General features: G+C 45.2%; 19 protein-coding genes and 1 pseudogene. 6 read left to right on the forward strand and 14 right to left on the reverse strand.

Features of this window, described 5'->3' with window-relative positions; genetic code table 11:
• Together GKZ87_13545 and GKZ87_13550 are read left to right on the forward strand one after the other, a co-directional pair.
• Window positions 1-753, forward strand: coding sequence for a hypothetical protein (locus tag GKZ87_13545; protein QSI26433.1), 753 nt, complete (start codon window positions 1-3; stop codon window positions 751-753).
• Between the two features lie 139 nt (window positions 754-892).
• Complete coding sequence (locus tag GKZ87_13550) at window positions 893-2,005, forward strand: tyrosine-type recombinase/integrase (protein ID QSI26434.1); 1,113 nt, start codon at window positions 893-895, stop codon at window positions 2,003-2,005.
• A 108-nt stretch (window positions 2,006-2,113) separates the two neighbouring features.
• Here GKZ87_13550 and GKZ87_13555 read toward each other — a convergent pair.
• Window positions 2,114-3,757 (reverse strand): annotated as a pseudogene (locus GKZ87_13555) (glucose-6-phosphate isomerase).
• Between the two features lie 112 nt (window positions 3,758-3,869).
• Between GKZ87_13555 and GKZ87_13560 the strand changes: the two are divergent.
• On the forward strand, window positions 3,870-4,325 hold the full coding sequence (locus tag GKZ87_13560) for a divergent PAP2 family protein (GenBank protein QSI26435.1): 456 nt from the start codon (window positions 3,870-3,872) through the stop codon (window positions 4,323-4,325).
• 16 nt (window positions 4,326-4,341) lie between these two features.
• On the forward strand, window positions 4,342-4,572 hold the full coding sequence (locus tag GKZ87_13565) for a NifU family protein (GenBank protein ID QSI26436.1): 231 nt from the start codon (window positions 4,342-4,344) through the stop codon (window positions 4,570-4,572).
• Between the two features lie 56 nt (window positions 4,573-4,628).
• Here the strand turns inward: GKZ87_13565 and GKZ87_13570 are convergent, their stop codons facing one another.
• The gene (locus GKZ87_13570) at window positions 4,629-5,630 is read right to left on the reverse strand and encodes a nucleoid-associated protein (GenBank protein QSI26437.1); all 1,002 of its coding nucleotides are present in this window, start codon (window positions 5,628-5,630) and stop codon (window positions 4,629-4,631) included.
• A 184-nt stretch (window positions 5,631-5,814) separates the two neighbouring features.
• Between GKZ87_13570 and GKZ87_13575 the strand changes: the two genes are divergently transcribed.
• Window positions 5,815-6,375 carry an HD domain-containing protein gene (locus GKZ87_13575; GenBank protein ID QSI26438.1) on the forward strand — a complete coding sequence of 187 codons (561 nt, stop codon included), beginning with the start codon at window positions 5,815-5,817 and terminating at the stop codon, window positions 6,373-6,375.
• A gap of 35 nt (window positions 6,376-6,410) precedes the next feature.
• Here the strand turns inward: GKZ87_13575 and GKZ87_13580 are convergent, their stop codons facing one another.
• Genes GKZ87_13580 through GKZ87_13625 form a run of 10 tightly spaced genes read right to left on the reverse strand, consistent with a single transcriptional unit; the run spans window position 6,411 to window position 14,583 of the window.
• On the reverse strand, window positions 6,411-6,704 hold the full coding sequence (locus GKZ87_13580) for a DUF4176 domain-containing protein (protein QSI26439.1): 294 nt from the start codon (window positions 6,702-6,704) through the stop codon (window positions 6,411-6,413).
• Between the two features lie 16 nt (window positions 6,705-6,720).
• The gene (locus GKZ87_13585; GenBank protein QSI26440.1) at window positions 6,721-7,635 is read right to left on the reverse strand and encodes an amino acid transporter; all 915 of its coding nucleotides are present in this window, start codon (window positions 7,633-7,635) and stop codon (window positions 6,721-6,723) included.
• A gap of 17 nt (window positions 7,636-7,652) precedes the next feature.
• A complete protein-coding gene (locus GKZ87_13590) occupies window positions 7,653-7,871 on the reverse strand; it encodes a hypothetical protein (protein ID QSI26441.1) in 219 nt (72 codons plus the stop codon).
• The gene (locus GKZ87_13595) at window positions 7,849-8,142 is read right to left on the reverse strand and encodes a type VII secretion protein (GenBank protein ID QSI26442.1); all 294 of its coding nucleotides are present in this window, start codon (window positions 8,140-8,142) and stop codon (window positions 7,849-7,851) included. The genes GKZ87_13590 and GKZ87_13595 overlap by 23 nt, the downstream gene beginning before the upstream one ends.
• A 10-nt stretch (window positions 8,143-8,152) precedes the next feature.
• Window positions 8,153-8,455 (reverse strand): WXG100 family type VII secretion target, encoded by a 303-nt coding sequence (locus GKZ87_13600; GenBank protein ID QSI26443.1) that lies wholly within the window; start codon window positions 8,453-8,455, stop codon window positions 8,153-8,155.
• A 59-nt stretch (window positions 8,456-8,514) separates the two neighbouring features.
• Window positions 8,515-8,769, reverse strand: a complete 255-nt coding sequence (locus tag GKZ87_13605; protein ID QSI26444.1) for a hypothetical protein — start codon at window positions 8,767-8,769, stop codon at window positions 8,515-8,517.
• Entirely contained in the window at window positions 8,762-12,886 is a 4,125-nt protein-coding gene (locus GKZ87_13610; protein QSI26445.1) for an FHA domain-containing protein, read from the reverse strand. Before GKZ87_13610 ends, GKZ87_13605 begins: the two co-directional genes overlap by 8 nt.
• Window positions 12,874-13,125, reverse strand: coding sequence for a hypothetical protein (locus GKZ87_13615; protein QSI27972.1), 252 nt, complete (start codon window positions 13,123-13,125; stop codon window positions 12,874-12,876). Before GKZ87_13615 ends, GKZ87_13610 begins: the two co-directional genes overlap by 13 nt.
• Window positions 13,085-13,588, reverse strand: a complete 504-nt coding sequence (locus GKZ87_13620) for a protein kinase (GenBank protein QSI26446.1) — start codon at window positions 13,586-13,588, stop codon at window positions 13,085-13,087. The genes GKZ87_13615 and GKZ87_13620 overlap by 41 nt, the downstream gene beginning before the upstream one ends.
• Window positions 13,585-14,583 (reverse strand): FHA domain-containing protein, encoded by a 999-nt coding sequence (locus GKZ87_13625; protein ID QSI26447.1) that lies wholly within the window; start codon window positions 14,581-14,583, stop codon window positions 13,585-13,587. Before GKZ87_13625 ends, GKZ87_13620 begins: the two co-directional genes overlap by 4 nt.
• A gap of 131 nt (window positions 14,584-14,714) precedes the next feature.
• Between GKZ87_13625 and GKZ87_13630 the strand changes: the two genes are divergently transcribed.
• Window positions 14,715-15,260 (forward strand): hypothetical protein, encoded by a 546-nt coding sequence (locus GKZ87_13630; protein QSI26448.1) that lies wholly within the window; start codon window positions 14,715-14,717, stop codon window positions 15,258-15,260.
• A gap of 82 nt (window positions 15,261-15,342) precedes the next feature.
• Here the strand turns inward: GKZ87_13630 and GKZ87_13635 are convergent, their stop codons facing one another.
• Together GKZ87_13635 and GKZ87_13640 are read right to left on the reverse strand one after the other, a co-directional pair.
• Window positions 15,343-15,675 (reverse strand): hypothetical protein, encoded by a 333-nt coding sequence (locus tag GKZ87_13635; protein ID QSI26449.1) that lies wholly within the window; start codon window positions 15,673-15,675, stop codon window positions 15,343-15,345.
• A gap of 2 nt (window positions 15,676-15,677) precedes the next feature.
• The gene (locus tag GKZ87_13640) at window positions 15,678-17,006 is read right to left on the reverse strand and encodes a 6-phospho-beta-glucosidase (protein QSI26450.1); all 1,329 of its coding nucleotides are present in this window, start codon (window positions 17,004-17,006) and stop codon (window positions 15,678-15,680) included.
• Window positions 17,007-17,118: the final 112 nt, after the last annotated feature.

The raw sequence follows: 17,118 nt of genomic DNA on the forward strand, positions 1-17,118 counted from the left end.
ATGGTTAAAAGTATATTTGATATTGAACGTAGAGTGGATTTTGACGAAGAATATAGTAGAATTTTAAGTGCATTAAACAGTGCAACTATCCACAGAAGAAATTTTTGGTTTTACTTAGACGAAATTTTTACGAAATGGAAATATAGAGGTACAGCATTCGATTGGCAACAATATTTAGGTGATATCGGTATTTTTAATATCGAAGATTGCAGCAATGAAGAAAAATTTTATGTCTTGCAATTTTTAGCAAATATGTTTCAACTTATCATTGAAAACACTCCACCGAACGAATTTGAGAACATTAGCCATATCGCAGTTAATATTGCAAGACTATTGGAGAAAATGAATTATCAGCTTAGTAGAATAGAAGATAAATATATAATAGTGAAACGTGATGCCGATGTTGATTCAGTTTTAGAAAATTCTAAAACTATTAGTGATTATCTTCTTAGTTATAATGATTTTGCAATAGAAAACGATTTAGTAGAGAAAAAAATATTACTAAAACATATTTATGACTATATAGAGAATAACTCTAAAAAATATAAAGGTATTAATAATAGCTTGTACAAAGATATCAGTTTCATTGTCAATAACTTTCACGTTAGACATGAAAACGAATCTCAAATACAGATAACAAAAAAAGATCTGATAACTGTTTATGATATTTGTTTTAAAATGATGATTCATCTTATTAGAGATTATGAGATAAAAACTTCGTTCTCAGTACTGGAAGATAAGTATAAAAAATAAAACACCCGGTGCTACCAACACCAGGTGCCATGCGGTACTACCAATACCGCAGTATAGAAAAATTATGTCCTCACAAGACGATACTTTTTCTATACCCTATTCTAACAGAAAATAAATTAAAAGGAAAGAGGGTATAAACATGGCAAGAGGAAGAAAGCCTAAAACAGCAACAACGAGAAGATACAAGAACGCCAATGGTCAAGGAACGGTTTATAAGCTGCCTGGTAATCGTAGAAAACCGTGGACCGCAAAGATTACTGATAAATGGGAATTGATTGAGGGAGAGGATGGAAAGCCACATAAACGCCAGATATTCCGTTATCTTGGATACTGGGAGGAAGAAGAGGATGCTAAGTTAGCATTATATAATTATCTTAAAAATCCTTATGAAGAAGATATGTCTAAGGTTACATTCACACAAGTATATGAAATATTATATAAGCGGAGAGAACTTGTCGTTAGCGAAAGCACTAAAAAAAGATATCGTTCGTGTATGAAACACTTGAAACCTCTTCATGACATTCCTATTATGAATATCAAAACAGTTCACCTACAGCATCATTTCGATTATATGAAAAAGAAAGAAGTTGGTTACCCTACCTTAAAAGCTACAAAAGACCTATGTTCCATGATATTTGAAATAGCTATTCAGAACGACATAGTAGATAAAAATTATGCATCCTATATTGACCTTGGTATTAAAGATGATCCTAAACCAAAAAGCATATTCACGGATAATGAAATTGACCTATTATTCAAAAATAAAGATCGTTATGGGGTTGATGTAATATTGGTTTTATTATATTCGGGTATGAGAATACAAGAATTACTGGATGTTAAAACATCGAATGTTGATATAGTGAATTGGACTATGCGTGGTGGAAACAAGACTAAAGCAGGAAGAAACCGTTTAATACCTATTCATACAAAAATCAAACCTATCATAAAAGAAAGATATGATCACGCCATTAAATGTGAAAATGAATATTTGATTACAAATAAGCAGAATGCTCAAATGGAATATCATAATTATTTGAATCGAATATTTCGTCCAATTATGAAGGAGCTTGGTATGAATCACACAATCCATGAAACACGACATACATTCATAACCAAAATGGATAATGCCGATGCGAATAGTACATCATTAAAAAGAATTGTAGGTCATAGCTCTGGCAGGGATGTAACATCGGATGTATACACACACAAAGATGTTGAGCAGTTAAGGAAAGCAATAGAATTGATTGAATAATTTGTAACTTACTTGTAACTTGTGTGTAACTTACTGCACCGATTAAGGGGTTCTAACAAGAAAAGAAAACGCCTATTTCTGGGCGTTTTCTCTATATTATAAGGCTCTTTATTTTTTACCGAGCAGACGGAACATATTCTTTTTATATACCTCCACGCCTGGCTGATTAAATGGATTGATGTCCAGCATATAGCAGGTAATTGCACATGCCTTAAAGAAGAAATAGCACATATAACCGAAGCTTTCCGCACTCATATCATCCAGTGTCAGAATCAGATTCGGTACGCCTCCTGTTTCCTCATGGGCTTCCAGTGTTCCCTGGCACGCCATCTTATTTACCCAGTCTACAGATTTTCCTGCCAGATAGTTCATACCATCCAGATTATCCGCATCTTCCGGAAATGTCAGATCCAGTGCAGGCTTGTCAATTAACAGCAGTGTTTCATACAGAACCTTTTTACCATCCTGTACGAACTGTCCCAGGGAATGCAGATCCGTAGAGAAGTTAGCACTTGTCGGCAGATTTCCCTTGCCTTCTTTTCCTTCACTCTCACCGAACAGCTGCTTCCACCATTCCGCAACCATCGTCATCTGTGTTTCATAGCTTACCAGCATTTCCACATCTTTTCCCTGGTTTTCCAGAATGCGGCGGCATACTGCATATGCATATGCATCATTCTTGTTCAGATCCGGATCCTTTAAATCCTCATATGCTTTTTTCAGACCGCTCATGATTGCATCCGTATCAATACCGGCTACTGCAATCGGGAACAGACCTACCGGTGTGATTACAGAGAAGCGTCCACCGATATCATCCGGAATGACAAAGGTCTCATAGCCTTCCTTATCGGCAATCGTCTTCAGCGTACCTCTTGCCTTGTCCGTAGTCGCAACAATTCTCTTTGCGGCTCCCTCTTTGCCGTATTTTTCTTCCATAAACTGCTTTAACAGACGGAATGCCAATGCTGTTTCTGTTGTTGTACCGGATTTGGAAATAACATTTACTGCCACTTCCTTATCCTTAATGTAGTCCATGACCTGCGCAATGTAGGTGGATGAGAATGTGTTACCAAAGAAAATGATTTCCGGCTTTTTATTGCTGTACATACCGTTGATCATTTCCACAGCAGCTCTGGCTCCCAGATAAGAACCGCCGATACCACAGACCATCAATACATCACATGTTTCACGGATACCAGCCGCAACGCTTTTCAGTCTTGCATATTCTTCCTTGTCATAAGTATTCGGCCATTCCACCCAGCCGACATAATCATTTCCCTTACCGGTCTTGTTGTGGAGATCTTCATGACATTTGGTAACGATGTCCTGATAACTTGAAATGTCTTCTTTCAAAAATGCATGCTTTGTGTCTAATTTCATCATATGCGTTTTCTCCTTTTACTTTGTTGCCTCTTCAATCCACGTATCGAGATGCTCTGCCAGGGAAGCAAACCCAATATTCATCGGCGGCAGCTCATGGATGAATCTGCGTTTTCGCATGGAACGAGCTTTATTTGCTTCTATAGCCTTCAAGGACAGCTTGAAATGCATGCCGTCTTCATCAACATCCAGAATCTTCACCTTTACCCGTTCATTGACCTTGACATACGTGTGTACGTCGCGCACAAAGCGCTCACTGATTTCTGAAATATGAATCAATCCGTTGTGCTTGCTGTCCAGATAAACAAATGCGCCGTAGGGCTTGATTCCGGTAACGACACCTTCCACGACCTCTCCAACCATATAATGCATCCACTCACCTCATTTCATCATGCTTATTATATCATATCTTTTCTGATTTTGTGTTATAATAATATGGCAGAGAGCGCAAAATGCACTCTGAACTATATGAGGTGATACAGACATGAGTTCGATTTACCCCCTGGTGGCTGCCCTTCTGGCAAATGTCATCGCCCAGGTTTTAAAGCCAATCGTGCTTTATTTCCGTACCAAAGAGCTGGATGTGCATCAGTGCATCGCCTGCGGAGGCTTTCCAAGCTCCCATAGCTCCACGGTAACAGCCCTGACGATTGCGATAGGTATGAATGAAGGATTTGATTCCGCCCTGTTCGCAATTACCTGCGTTTTCAGCTTTATTGTGATCTATGATGCCGCTAATGTACGCTATTATGCAGGCAGAAATATACAGCTTACAAAGCAGCTGATCAGCGATCTGGAAACATTGAAGGGACTGAAGTTCAATGATCCGATCTATCATGAGAAGATCAAAAGTGTTCTCGGTCACAAATTTATCGAAATACTTGGAGGTATCCTGCTGGGCATACTGGTGTCCCTGTCCATGTATCAGCTTATCCATTAGAGAAAGAAGGAATAGGATGCAGACAAAGATAGATGAAATCAAGCAGACCATAGAAAAAATACGTCCATACATACAGCGTGACGGCGGTGACGTGGAATTTGTTTCCTTTGAAGACGGCATCGTTGGCGTACGGCTTCTGGGTGCATGCGTCGGCTGCATGTCCATCGACGATACCATACAGGGCGGTATTGAAGCGATCCTGCTGGATGAGGTAGATGGTGTCAGCGGCGTAAGGCTCGTCGAGTAAGCATGAGAAAATCGAAAAACACGTACATGAGAAATCTGCGTACGTGTTTTTTTCTGTTATTTGCTTGTAATGCGGGTGATATTTTTCAACTGTATGGAAATGGTTCCATCCGGCTGGTTTTTAAATTCGACAAAATCACGGGAATTCATATAATCAACCGGTATGATGATTTCAATTCCCTTATCCGTTTTGATCTTTTGAACCTTATCCGAGCGTGCAGGCTTTACATATTCGACCTCGATCGGCTTTTCAACGCCCTGCTTGCGCAGCTCTTCCTTAAAATCGTCCCGGGCAAGCGGTTTTTCTGCGAATAACAACTCAGCGACCTCCCCAATTTCAATCGGTGTCTGCTGCTCGATGTTTTCCTTGATGATGCTTTTCATTTTCGGAACGACTTCCATCTGATTCATATCATATTTCTCACTGATTTCCTCGGTGATTTTTGCCAGGGAGGATACCGCCTCCTTATAAGAAGGCGCTGTCGTACTTTCCAATATGATATCCGCAAAGAAGTTTACCTTTTCCGCTTCTATTTCCACCTTGCTCTCTACACAATGCAGTGCATAATCGCTTAATTCCACAAGAAAGGCCCTGTCGGATTTGACAAGTGAGGAGGACAGCAGTGTACGATAGGGTATGATTTCATTGCGCATGCCGCTTTCCTCCTGTACCAGTGTGTGGGTGATGCCTTCACTGTAGGCATTGTCAATGACCAGCAGATAGCGGCGGCCCTCCTCCATGACCTGTGCAATCAAAAGATCGCTGGGAGTATACAGCGCACAGCGTACCTTAGCGTCAAAAATGTATTGCGCAAGCCGCTCACTGAGCTGTTCAAAGCTGATTTCCTGCAGCTTATAGCTGTCCAGCCAGTGCTTTACCTGACTGCTTTCCTTAAATTTCCCGCTTTTTTTCGATGCGCTGGAAAAGACCTTTGAGGTCTTTGTCTGCATCATTTTTTCAACCTCCGGCTGCAGCTCCTGCATACAGGAGGTACTCATAATACATGTATTCTGTTCACAGTCCAGAACATGGACAATCACCTTTTCAAATTCCGGCATATGCTCCCTCTTTCCTTATAATAGACACCTGATTGGGTGCCTTTGCCTGTTTATGATACCCTATTTTGAGGTCTTTGCATAGTATGTATTGTTTATGATTTTAAAAATCACAAAATGTTCACATGATTTTTTTACAGAGTTGTGCTAAAGTAATGTGGATGTAATGAAAAAAGGTGGTCATGGAATGCAAAAAGCGATTTTTTCCAGAATTGATTTGAATAATGCCGACAATGATCTGGCAGAGGAATACCTGGGATGTATCTCAGATTTACTGCACCTTGACGGTGTGCAGGATTTGAAAGCATTCACACAGCATATGAACACATCAAGATTTCAGCATTCGCTGAATGTCTCCTACTATACATTTCTGATTGCACGCAGATTCCATCTGGATTCCTGCAGTGCGGCAAGAGCCGGTCTGCTGCATGATCTTTATCACTATGACTGGCGTAACCTGGATAAGGAGGATCGCCCGATTGAAGGCAGGCACTGTGCGGTTCATCCGCAAATTGCCCTGGAGAATGCCCGCAAGGCTACCTCTGTCAATGCCATTATCGAGGATGCCATCGTTCATCATATGTGGCCGATGACGCTGCGTTGTCCAAAAACGAAAGAGGGCTGGATTTTACAGGCCGTTGATAAATACTGTGCTATCAGTGAAATTCTGCTGCAGGGTGGAAGAAGGGTGCGGTATTCCAGACTTGCAATTTCATTAGCTGCTATTTTATCGTTCAGTATCCGCTAGTATAAACAGGGATTCCATGAGGAATCCCTGTCTTTTTATTCCAGCAGGTTCATATCCTGCAATTTTTGTTCCATGAAGCTGCGAAAGGCAAATTCCTCTTCCTCCTGCAGACCGACATGATAAATGCGGTCGATATCCTCTCCCTGAAACATATACAGCTCTGACGCATTCAGTACTCCTTCCGGATACAAAACAGCCGCATACTCATACAAGGTATTGGTGTATTGATCCTCCTGGATACGTCCGATAATCATTAGTTTTTTACGCCCCTTCTGCAGGGTGACAACACTGCCTATGGGCAGAATATTTCGTAATGCTTCCTTTTTCATATGTTATACCTTCCTATCAATAATTGATTTTAACCTTAAAACCCAGACCTGCCAGCAGGGATGCCTTACCGCCAAATTCCACTTCCCCTGTTTTACTGGAAAACTCTGCTCCGATGCCTGCTGCCCCCAGCTCACCGGTACCGGTCAGTGTGACATCCACGCCAAACAGAGACAGCTTGCCCTTTACCTTTCCCTGCACTGCCGCAACACCGACTTCCCCCTTTAGCGTGACCTCATCCTTGGAAATAACAGCTTTTGCCTCTCCCTTTGCAACACCGACCCCCACGGATGCCTCTACATCCCCGCTAATAAAGGAGGTGCCGACATGCAGTCCCGCCTTGAGCTGCGCAGCAACAGCTTCTGCCTCGATTGAAAATTCAAGCCTGGGATTCCATGCTTTATCCTCATACAATACAGTCTTCACATCCCCCGATATGTGAGCACTGCCTACAGCGAGGGAACCATTAAGCTGTGCATATTTACTGTCATACCCAACCTGGTAGCGAACAGCATCAAAGCCGGCGAAGATACCGGCACAGATACCGTTTTTTGCATAATCAATCAGGGTTCTGCCGTTTCCAAAGGTGGTATGCGTGCGATGGGACAGCTTTCCGATATCCGCTTTTGTATACCAGTGGTTTTGCCATTCACTGTCACTGGATGGAGCGATACTGCGCAGCTGGGCTGCCTGCTTCAGTAAGGACTGCTCTGCATGCTCATACTGCCTGATGGAATCATGATAAAAAGCCTGCAGCTGATAAAGCTGCTGTTGAAGCTGCTGCTGTAAGCTTTGCAGACGAAGAATCTCGGGAGTCTTTCCCAGTACTGTCTGCAGCCGGGATAAGGGCGTAATCAGCCTGCTGCTCTGCTTCCATGACGCTGTGCTGCTTTGCTGGAGCTGCTGCAGCTTTCCAGTATGTATGTTTATCATACGGAATGACCCTTATATCAGATCATCCGCAGCCGTTCACATAGTACAATCTGCTCCTGTATATTGTTCAGGACATTACGGTACTGTCGCTGAATATAGGGAAGCTCTGCCGCTTGAGCTGCAGCTGCAAGCATGACATTTTGCTGCTTCAGCTGTGCTTTAAGGGAATATAGCTGCTGCTGATAGCTGCCTGCCGTGGTCTGGATGAATGCTTTAGAAGCCTTCGGCACTGGCATTCAGCTGTGCCTCCATGCTTTGATAGGTAGATACCGTCTGATCAAGGAATTTTGCATAGGATTCGACAATCGACCGATAATTGTCAAAAACCGGCAGCATTCCATGAAAGCGGGATCGTATCTTTTCCGAAGCCGGAGACTGCCAGTAAGCAGCTAGCTGATTCATAGATGTACTGATCTCCTGAAGACAGGCATTCAGCTGTTGATTTTGTGTACGTATACTGGCCGCGGTCTGTGTGACCTGTGCCAGAGTGATTTGCAACTGATCCATACGATACCTCCTAGTTTACCAGACGGCGGGCCATCTGTGCGCGCTCATCCTGTGTCTGACGATAGGTCTTTGCACTCAGCTTTAAAAAGGCTGCGTATTCACGCATGAGTGCAGCCATTTGCTGAAAGTCTTTTTCAAAGCCCTGAATCTGTGATACAAAGGCCTGATTATCCTTTCCCTGCCAGCCGCTGCCCATCGCTGCCACCTCCTGAAAGAGACGGCGATAATTTTTCTCATACGACAGCGTCTGCTGATCAATCTGTCCTGCGGCAGTATCCAGTCTAGCCGGATCCACCTGTATTTTAATACTCATATACCCTCCTTCTGCGCCATGCGCTTGTAAGCAGTTGAAGCAAAATGCTTTTCATCCTGCTATAAAAGAACGATGCGTTCCCCGTTGCGGATGCCTGCTTCCTGTACTGTTAATTGAAAATCCGGCAGGATGTCCTGCAGCTCCAGATACCAGCAGCAGCCCGCAAGACTGTTTTCCTTTAGACCCCAGGTCTGTTCCAGCAGCTGTGCAACATAGATATGCAGGGAGCGCAGCTGTGCCTGAACAGGAAGCAGTATCTCCAGGTATTTCCCTGCCGCTGGTACATACACCTCCACCAGTACTCTTTCATCCATTTTCTTCGACCTCCCATAATTGAAGTATTGTGCATGCATCCTCCTCCCAGTAATAAGCCTCATTGCTTTTCAGAATGCGATCCAGCGGGGCATTCTTTTTCAATGCATAGGAATGCTCCTGAAAACCTTTCCCCATCCATAACACATCTGCTTCCAGCCAGATCGGCGCATACCATTCCCACAGGGGATAGGCACTCAGATGCGGCATGGTTTCCAGAAAAATATGGTGCAGATTGGTACGCTGCAGCAGCTTTTTCATCAAATCTGCTTCAATATCCAGCTCATCGAGCTGATGCCATATCACAAACTGCTCCTGCTCTGTTTCCAGCAGGGATAACAGGGCTTTTAAGGATTCCGGCTTTTGATTGGCAAATTCATGTCTGCTGTAAATATGTACGTTTCCGGATATCATCAGCTGCTTTACAAACAGCTTTATAAAGCTATCACAGAAGCGATAGGCTGCCAGAAGAAACAAAGCGCGTCCCTTCGGATAGCGGTGATAAATCTCCTCCTTGCTTTTGCTGTCAAGTCCCAGAAAGCTTCCCTGCTTCGCCTTTATGCCATGCGCCACATGGGCTGGCAGTAAGGGAATGCAGTACGGTGGAGGAGTCGGTGCTGTAGAAGCCTGCATCCATGCCGCCTCTTGATAGACTGCAACCTGAAACATACAAACCTCTTCCTTGTATTTCAACAATCCGCAGCCAGGCTGTTTAAGAGGCACACAGGACAGCTCATGCTGGAAAATATAGCTGTAATCCTCCTGCTGCAGGCATTGCAACAGATACCAGTCCTCAATACAGGCCTGCACACGCATCGGAAGCTGATGCAGAGCGGAGGTCGTTATACAGAAAATAATTCCGTATTTCTTCCCCTCACGAAGCACATACAATAGCTCCTCCTCATATTCGCCATACAGCTCATGAAACACCTCATAGTTATGTAAAATACAAAGTACACTGCGTGTATCACTATGCCTTGTGCGCTGCCGTATCATCCTTTTCATAAAGCTGAGAAAGCTGATGATACGCTCCGCATCCTCTCTTTGAAATACAGCTGCAACATGCTCATAAGCAGCATACTTTTTAAACAGCGGCTTATCAAAATCAAACAGATACAGCATACAGGCCGCATGAAGCAGGCAGCCCTGCAGCAGTGTTTCCACAAACATTGCCTTTCCACTGCCAACCATTCCGCATAGTGCAAAATTTCGCCCGCTCTTTAATGAAAGATAAAAGGGAAGCTGCTGCTGATGTGCTATATCATCAATCAATCCTATCACCAGTTTTTCTTTATCCGCTTTCAAGGCTTCCTGACGCAAATCCTTGTTCAGCGGCGGCATCCACAAAGCTGCGGCAGGCTCCACCTGCATTCCGCGCAAAGCATCACAAATTGCCTCAAGCTCCGTTTGTTCCACCACCTTCATTGCTGTTTTTGCATGCTGCAGAATACCGTCCTGATCAATATAGGAAAGCTGCTTTATGGATGTATGTCTGTTTTCCGGATCATAGGGAGCCTGCGTCCATGCACTTTGTCCCTGTAAAAACAGCTCGTCCTGCCCCACCTGCAGCAGAAACTGTCCAGGCTGCTGTAAATGAACGGCATCCTCCTTTTTCAGCATATCCATACTGTCATTGCGATCGGCAACCTTCAGGCAGAGATGAAAGCGGGCATTGCTCCAAATCTGCTCATCCACCACACCAAAGGGCTTCTGTGTAGCAAGCAGCAGATGGATTCCCAGACTTCTTCCGATGCGGGCACACTGGCGAAGATGATCAAGGACTGCCGGAAATAGCTGCTTCAGCTCCGCAAATTCATCCACAGCGATAAACAGATGCGGCATTGCCGCTAACGCTGTATCCTGCTTTCGCAGCCGCATATACTTGTCGATATCCATACCGCTGATATGCATACGTTCTCCGGTATCTGCCAAAAGCCGCTGTCTGCGGGTAAGCTCGCCTTCGATCGCACACAGACAGCGCATCAGGATTCCTTTATCCAGATTGGTGATGATCCCAGCAGTATGGGGCAGCGCTGCCAGTGCATTTGCCATGGTCCCTCCTTTGAAATCAATTAACAAAAAGCTCACATCCTCACAGGAATACGTGACAGCCAGAGACAGCAGATAGGTCAAAAGGCATTCACTTTTCCCCGAGCCGGTCATGCCGGCAAGCAGACCATGAGGACCGTGACTATGCTCATGCGCATCCAGGCAAATCTCTTTTCCATCCACTGTACGTCCGATCCGCGTCGATAAGCTTCCTGCAGCATCATGCAGCCTCCAGCGGGATGCGATGGATAGCTCCTCCACACTTCGACAATGGAAAAGCTCCAGAAAGCCAAGTGTTTTTTCTTCCATTGCATATGCCTGTGCAGGAAGCTGTGCACAGCATTGAAGAAAGGCTCTGCGGCGCAGCCTTGCAGGACACACATCCAGTGTAAAGGAAGCAGCCTGCTTCTCCCAGTTCACCCTGTTATCCGCCACCTGCAGCCGGATATCCGCGGCAGTATGCAAGGAGTCGCTCCAACGAAGGATATGCAGCTTTTCATGCGATTTCAGCTTCATGCTGTCTGCAAGTCCGGGCTCCAGCAGGAATACCAGAACAGCCTTAACCGAGGTATCCTCCAATAGCTGCTCTATCAGCAAACCACAGCGTCTTGCACTTTGCACATCCCATGCTAACAGACGCTGTTCCCTGACAAACAAATGCGGCAGACAAAACAGCTTTTCTTTTGACAGCAGTTCCCGCTCAGCCGCAATACAGATACGAAATTCCTGTGCTGTATGGCCAACTACAAGCTGAAATAGAATGCTCAGCAGCCAGTCAATGCTGATTGCCCGCTCTGCCTGTAAGCATAAGGAATGACACCTGCTTATATCCGCAACAACCGGTACCTCCTCCAGCTGATAATCCATATGCTGCAGCGCCTGCAGCTTATCTAACAATACATCCTGCGCCATAGAGGAAACCGGCGGTATTTGCAGTTGAATCTGTGCCTGACGCTGCCCCTGACCGAGAACAATATGCCCCCAGCCCTCCTTATCGCAGGGATACAAACGGTGCGGCTTCCCAGCCAGATAAGTCTCGCATTGTATGGCAGTTAAGGGATACCATTGCCGCAAATATGCCGTTTCCTCTTTCCTAGACTCCTGTATGCGCTGCTTCAGCTCCAGCAGATAACAGGAATATACATAACGGCGCTTTTCTTCCTTTTTGCGTTGCTGCTTACGCTCGTAACGCTTTGACAATACCGGCCACAAAATCGTCCCCAGAGCCATACTGACCGACATCAGAAGCGTGGGAATCACTGATAACAGATCCTGCTTGCGTTCAGCTGCCAGCCAGAAGGAAAATATACCCATAGCAGTCGATGACAAGCCCATCGTTATTGATGGCCCCAGTACAAAAACAGCAGGCAGATTTTCCTGTGAAGCCTTTGCTAAAGGCAGCTCAGCTTCAAGCATCAGTGACGGATACGGTGGCTGTTCAAGATATAACGCCGGGCTTATAACAGGCTCCTCTTGCGTATGCTGTTCAAATCCACACGCAGCAAGCTTTGTTGTTGCCTTACCATAAGGCAGAAACACGCAGTTATTCCCCATGATAAAGGACAAAGTTCCCAGACAGATCACATCCTGTGGCTGAACGAGGGCACTTTGTATGCGGCGCCCGTTTACATAACAGCCGTTGGTACTGTCATGATCCAGCAGCTCCCATCCCTGATCACACTTTCGCAACAAGGCATGCTCCATGGAAACGCCTGCATCACAAAGACAGATATCCTGTGCAGCAGAGCGTCCGATACCAATCTCATCCCGCGTTAGGGCATATCCCTCAAACTGCAAAGCAGCCTTCAAGCACTCCTCCACATGAAACCGCACAGGAGCTTTTTCGATGAAGAATACTGAAGAAATACCCGGCTCTATCGCTTTTTGATGCAGACGATACAGCACAGAGGAAGCATTACTTACAGAAAACCGCCATCCATTCATCTGCCATACCGCCTGTACCTTTATCTCGTTATGCTGGTAAAGAAGCACTGCCTCCTGCTGCCGCGCTGTCAACAGAAACTGCTGAATTCTCTCCTTCTGTAATACGCTGATTCTCACGCTATGCATAATTGTCTCAATTCCTCTACAATTTCCTGCATACTGGAACAACGCTGCTTTTTATCCAGTGCACAGCAGCGCAGAAACAACGCATCCACAGCATCCCCGCAAGCATTATCCTCCGGAAAGCAGCCATGACGCAGGACATAACACGTTCTGCCATAGCTGTAAATATCACTTTGCTCATCACAGCTTTTTGTACCTGCTTCAATCGGAGAATAGCCGGGGAGAAGCCGCAGCCACAGGATCACGTTCCTGCAGAAAGCGGCTAGTCGCAAAATCCAGCAGATAAACACTGCCCTTCCAATACAGCAGATTCGCAGGCTTTATATCCAGATGTATAATCTGCTGTTCATGCAAATCCCGCAAAAGCTTTGCAAGCTGTATACACCAGGATAAACGCTGTGCCTCCTCTGTACAGCCCTGCAGCTTTGACAGAGGGCTTCCGGGAATATATTCCATCAGAATACAGCGCATGGACGCTTCTTCAAACGCAGAAATCAGATGCGGAATCTTGGGATGCTGCAGCCACCCCAGCATACATACCTCACGCTGATAAATCGTATGCAGATAAGCATCCGAAAATCTGGGATGATGAGACAGGATACGCTTCCATGCATACAGCTGCAAGGTCACAATGTCCTGTACAAGAAACACCTCGCTGATAACACCCCGATACAAGCAGGCGCACATTCGATAGCGCAAATTCATGCTGCCTCCTCCTTCTGCCAGCGAAACTGCACATTCGCAAAACGAATTACATCCTGATCCTTCAGCTCACATGCCTCCACACGCTCTCCGTTCAAAAAGGTACCGTTTGCACTTTCGCAATCCTTCAAAATCCCCTGTTCAATAACTGCATGGTGCTGTGAAACCGTCCTGCCGGAAAGCACCAGATCGTTATCCTTCGCGCGTCCGATGGTAAATTGTTCCTTATCCACCCGAATTGTATTCCATGTTTTCAAATCGACTAGACAGCAGCAGTCCTGTGCAAGCAGCTCCTGCGTGGGGCTTGCAATATCCTGCTGTGTTTCATATAAAGCCGTTTCCTCCGCAACTGCACATTCCGGTACACGAAAGCTTCTTGCCGCAGGCAGATCACGTACCTGAAAGGCTTCCTCCCTCGTGATATGAAACAGCTTCTCCAGAAAGCCGGGCGGCTTTGCCTGACGCATCTGCAAATCATGCAGTCCCTGTAAAACAAGAGGCAGCGTCAGCTCCTCATTACGCATACAACAGCTAAGATAGCCCAGCGCCGCATAATCCTGTGTTACGCGAATCTGTTCCTGCAGCTTCTGTAAAAACTGCTTTAGCTCCTCCTTTTGAAACAACCAGTTATCCACGACCAGTGGAAGAACAAGAAAACGCAGCCGTCCGCCGTCATAGCTGAGAAACACATGCTCCAGCTTCATAGATACCGGCTTTCCTGCATTGACCTTTACCATATCCTCTAAAACATAAATCAGAAACGGCACCAGCTCATTCTCCTCAAAGATATGCGATTGCAGATATTCCTGCAGCGTGAGATAGCCCTTGGTATCATAGTATAATCTGGTCTTACTGCGCGGATCACGCACACACAGCAAACAGCGCTCATCCTTATGTATCTGCTGAAAGATATATTCATCAAAATCCTTAGCCCGTTTCAATACCACCTCCAGAAAGCCATCCTCTCTTACTTCCATGTGCTTCAATAAAGCATCCATTCTTATCACCTCATCTGCTATTTACACTAGTAAATACGTAAAAAAAACATGAAACTCCTAAAAATTTCATGATTTCACATTTTTTCACATATTTCGAATGGTATAATAGAGTGCTGTAAAGGAGATGTTTTATGCATCGTTATCAAAAGCTGTCGATTGTCGCGCTATGGCTGATCAACCTCAATACACTATGGTTTGTCCGGCCGTTATCGCAAAACCTGTCACATCTGGGAAATGCCCTGCATATGCGCTGGTATCTGGTCTTATGGGCAGCCAGTGCCGCACTGTATTTTTTTATTTATACCAGACGCTGGATGCATAACATCGGCTATCACAGCGTACCCACAAAGCTGTTACTGACCCTATGCTGTCTGGGAATGGTGATATCCGTGCTGCTTCCCTATGCTCCCTATGAATATGCAGAGCTATCCAAATGGCATACCCGTCTTGCCATGGGCTCCACAATCGTCTATGTGCTTATCATTTGCCATATCCTGACCTACCTGTTTACGATGAACCTAACCGCTTTTCAGAAAGCCGTAAGACCCTATGCCCTGCTCGTTGTTTTTGAATTGCTGCTGTATCTGTTAAACGGAGGTGTATCCACCCTGCTGGAAATTTTCTTTCCAATGGCTATGTCCGTTTATCTATACGCCTGCCTGCACAAGCAACACTAACGTCATAATAGATACATATAAAAAGAACATGCTTGCCGCGTAGCTTCAGGCAATGACATGTTCTTTTTTCGTATGCTTTTTTCTAATCCTGATACAATTCCTTACCGCGAGGATCGCGCAGCACACACCGCCTGCCATCCTGTATCGTTATGTATACATACAGCGGCTGATTGCGATGCTCCTCATCCAGCTCCTTATGAAAAATATATTTCGTTTCTTCATCCTCTTTGAAAAAGAAAGCCAGATCCTGCGCCTGTGCCATACTGAAATCATAAATAAATTCCAGCTGATGCTGATGCGGCGGCACCTTTTTCACCATATACTGCTTTGCACTTCCCGGATATAGAAAGCACAGATCCTTAATCGTATTCGCTGTCTGATTACGGATATAAATGTTCTTCCCCTGCAGCTTCATAGCTACTTCCCTGTAAACTGCGGCAGATATTCCTTGTGTGCCTCAATCAGTTCATCCACTACGATATTTGCCAGCTTATCACTCGGACACAGAGGATTCATATTCAAAGCCGTAACTGCCAAATCACGGTTTCCCGTAACCGCAGCCTCTACAACCATCCGCTCAAATGCCTTGATATTATGAATGGTTCCGGAAATTGTAGGCTTCATCTCTCCGGTAGCCAACGGCTTTGGCCCGTCGGCCGTAATCATGCACGCAACCTCGACGGCACTTTCATCCGGCAGATTGCTGATACAGCCGTTATTCTGCACATCCACGTACTGAATATCGCGTTTATCCGTATAAATAGATGCAATCAGATTGCACGCTGCATCACTGTATTTTGCGCCCCCGCGCATTTCCAGCTGTTTCGGCTTAACATCCAGATGCTCGTCCTTATACAGCTCAAATAATTCTTCTTCCACATGCGAAACGACCTCCGCACGCACCTTACCTTGCGCAAACTGCTCCTGTTCTTCCTCCAGCTGTTCCTTGGTGAAGAAGTAATAATTATGATACGGGCATGGAATAGCATGCAGGCCACGGATAAAGGCAGGAGAATACGGCAGGGATATGAAATTCTTCATCGCCAGCACATCCTCTGGTTTTACATTTGCATAGCGCTCCACAACCTCATCCATGACGCTTATACCGTCCAGGAAAACATCCGTCGCAAAGATATGATGGTTGACGCCCTGCAGCTGCATGGTAACCCGGTTTTCCTCCACTCCGAGAATATTGGCAATACCGGCAACCATATTCACAGGAACATTGCACAGACCAATGACCTTTTTGAAATTTGTATAGCGAAGTACAGCCTCGGTTACCATACCTGCCGGATTTGTGAAGTTGATCATCCATGCATTCGGACAAAGCTGTTGCATATCCTTAACGATATCCAGAATGACAGGAATGGTACGGAATGCCTTAAACATCCCTCCGGCACCATTGGTTTCCTGTCCAATCATCCCATGGGACAACGGAATCCGTTCATCCAGAACACGGGCAGGCAGGCGTCCGATCCGCATCTGTGTCGTTACGAAATCCGCATCCTTCAATGCTTCTTTTCGATCATAGGAAAGAATCACCTTCATCGGTAATCCCGCCTTCTTTACCATGCGCTGAGCAAGAGCACCGACGATTTCCAGCTTTTCTCGTCCTTCTTCGATATCGACCAGCCATAATTCACTGACTGGAAGTTCGTCGTAACGTCGAATAAATCCTTCAACAAGCTCGGGCGTATAAGAGGAGCCGCCTCCTATCGTCACGATTTTTACACGATCTTTTTTCATCTCGTCCTCCTTAGTGGTATATACCACTGCAAAAGCATTATACCATGACTTACTTTATCCGTAAATAAGAAAAGATACCGTTTTCATTTCTATTATAGAAAAGAGAATGTCA

It is taken from the genome of Erysipelotrichaceae bacterium 66202529, assembly GCA_017161075.1.
Classification (GTDB): domain Bacteria; phylum Bacillota_I; class Bacilli_A; order Erysipelotrichales; family Erysipelotrichaceae; genus Clostridium_AQ.

Bases quoted from the DNA above. Each gene is read 5' to 3' on its own strand.
- GKZ87_13545 (QSI26433.1), top strand. From the start codon at position 1: ATGGTTAAAAGTATATTTGATATTGAACGTAGAGTGGATTTTGACGAA.
- GKZ87_13550 (QSI26434.1), top strand. From the start codon at position 893: ATGGCAAGAGGAAGAAAGCCTAAAACAGCAACAACGAGAAGATACAAG.
- GKZ87_13560 (QSI26435.1), top strand. From the start codon at position 3,870: ATGAGTTCGATTTACCCCCTGGTGGCTGCCCTTCTGGCAAATGTCATC.
- GKZ87_13565 (QSI26436.1), top strand. From the start codon at position 4,342: ATGCAGACAAAGATAGATGAAATCAAGCAGACCATAGAAAAAATACGT.
- GKZ87_13570 (QSI26437.1), bottom strand. From the start codon at position 5,630: ATGCCGGAATTTGAAAAGGTGATTGTCCATGTTCTGGACTGTGAACAG.
- GKZ87_13575 (QSI26438.1), top strand. From the start codon at position 5,815: ATGCAAAAAGCGATTTTTTCCAGAATTGATTTGAATAATGCCGACAAT.
- GKZ87_13580 (QSI26439.1), bottom strand. From the start codon at position 6,704: ATGAAAAAGGAAGCATTACGAAATATTCTGCCCATAGGCAGTGTTGTC.
- GKZ87_13585 (QSI26440.1), bottom strand. From the start codon at position 7,635: ATGATAAACATACATACTGGAAAGCTGCAGCAGCTCCAGCAAAGCAGC.
- GKZ87_13590 (QSI26441.1), bottom strand. From the start codon at position 7,871: ATGCCAGTGCCGAAGGCTTCTAAAGCATTCATCCAGACCACGGCAGGC.
- GKZ87_13595 (QSI26442.1), bottom strand. From the start codon at position 8,142: ATGGATCAGTTGCAAATCACTCTGGCACAGGTCACACAGACCGCGGCC.
- GKZ87_13600 (QSI26443.1), bottom strand. From the start codon at position 8,455: ATGAGTATTAAAATACAGGTGGATCCGGCTAGACTGGATACTGCCGCA.
- GKZ87_13605 (QSI26444.1), bottom strand. From the start codon at position 8,769: ATGGATGAAAGAGTACTGGTGGAGGTGTATGTACCAGCGGCAGGGAAA.
- GKZ87_13610 (QSI26445.1), bottom strand. From the start codon at position 12,886: ATGCATAGCGTGAGAATCAGCGTATTACAGAAGGAGAGAATTCAGCAG.
- GKZ87_13620 (QSI26446.1), bottom strand. From the start codon at position 13,588: ATGAATTTGCGCTATCGAATGTGCGCCTGCTTGTATCGGGGTGTTATC.
- GKZ87_13625 (QSI26447.1), bottom strand. From the start codon at position 14,583: ATGGATGCTTTATTGAAGCACATGGAAGTAAGAGAGGATGGCTTTCTG.
- GKZ87_13630 (QSI26448.1), top strand. From the start codon at position 14,715: ATGCATCGTTATCAAAAGCTGTCGATTGTCGCGCTATGGCTGATCAAC.
- GKZ87_13635 (QSI26449.1), bottom strand. From the start codon at position 15,675: ATGAAGCTGCAGGGGAAGAACATTTATATCCGTAATCAGACAGCGAAT.
- GKZ87_13640 (QSI26450.1), bottom strand. From the start codon at position 17,006: ATGAAAAAAGATCGTGTAAAAATCGTGACGATAGGAGGCGGCTCCTCT.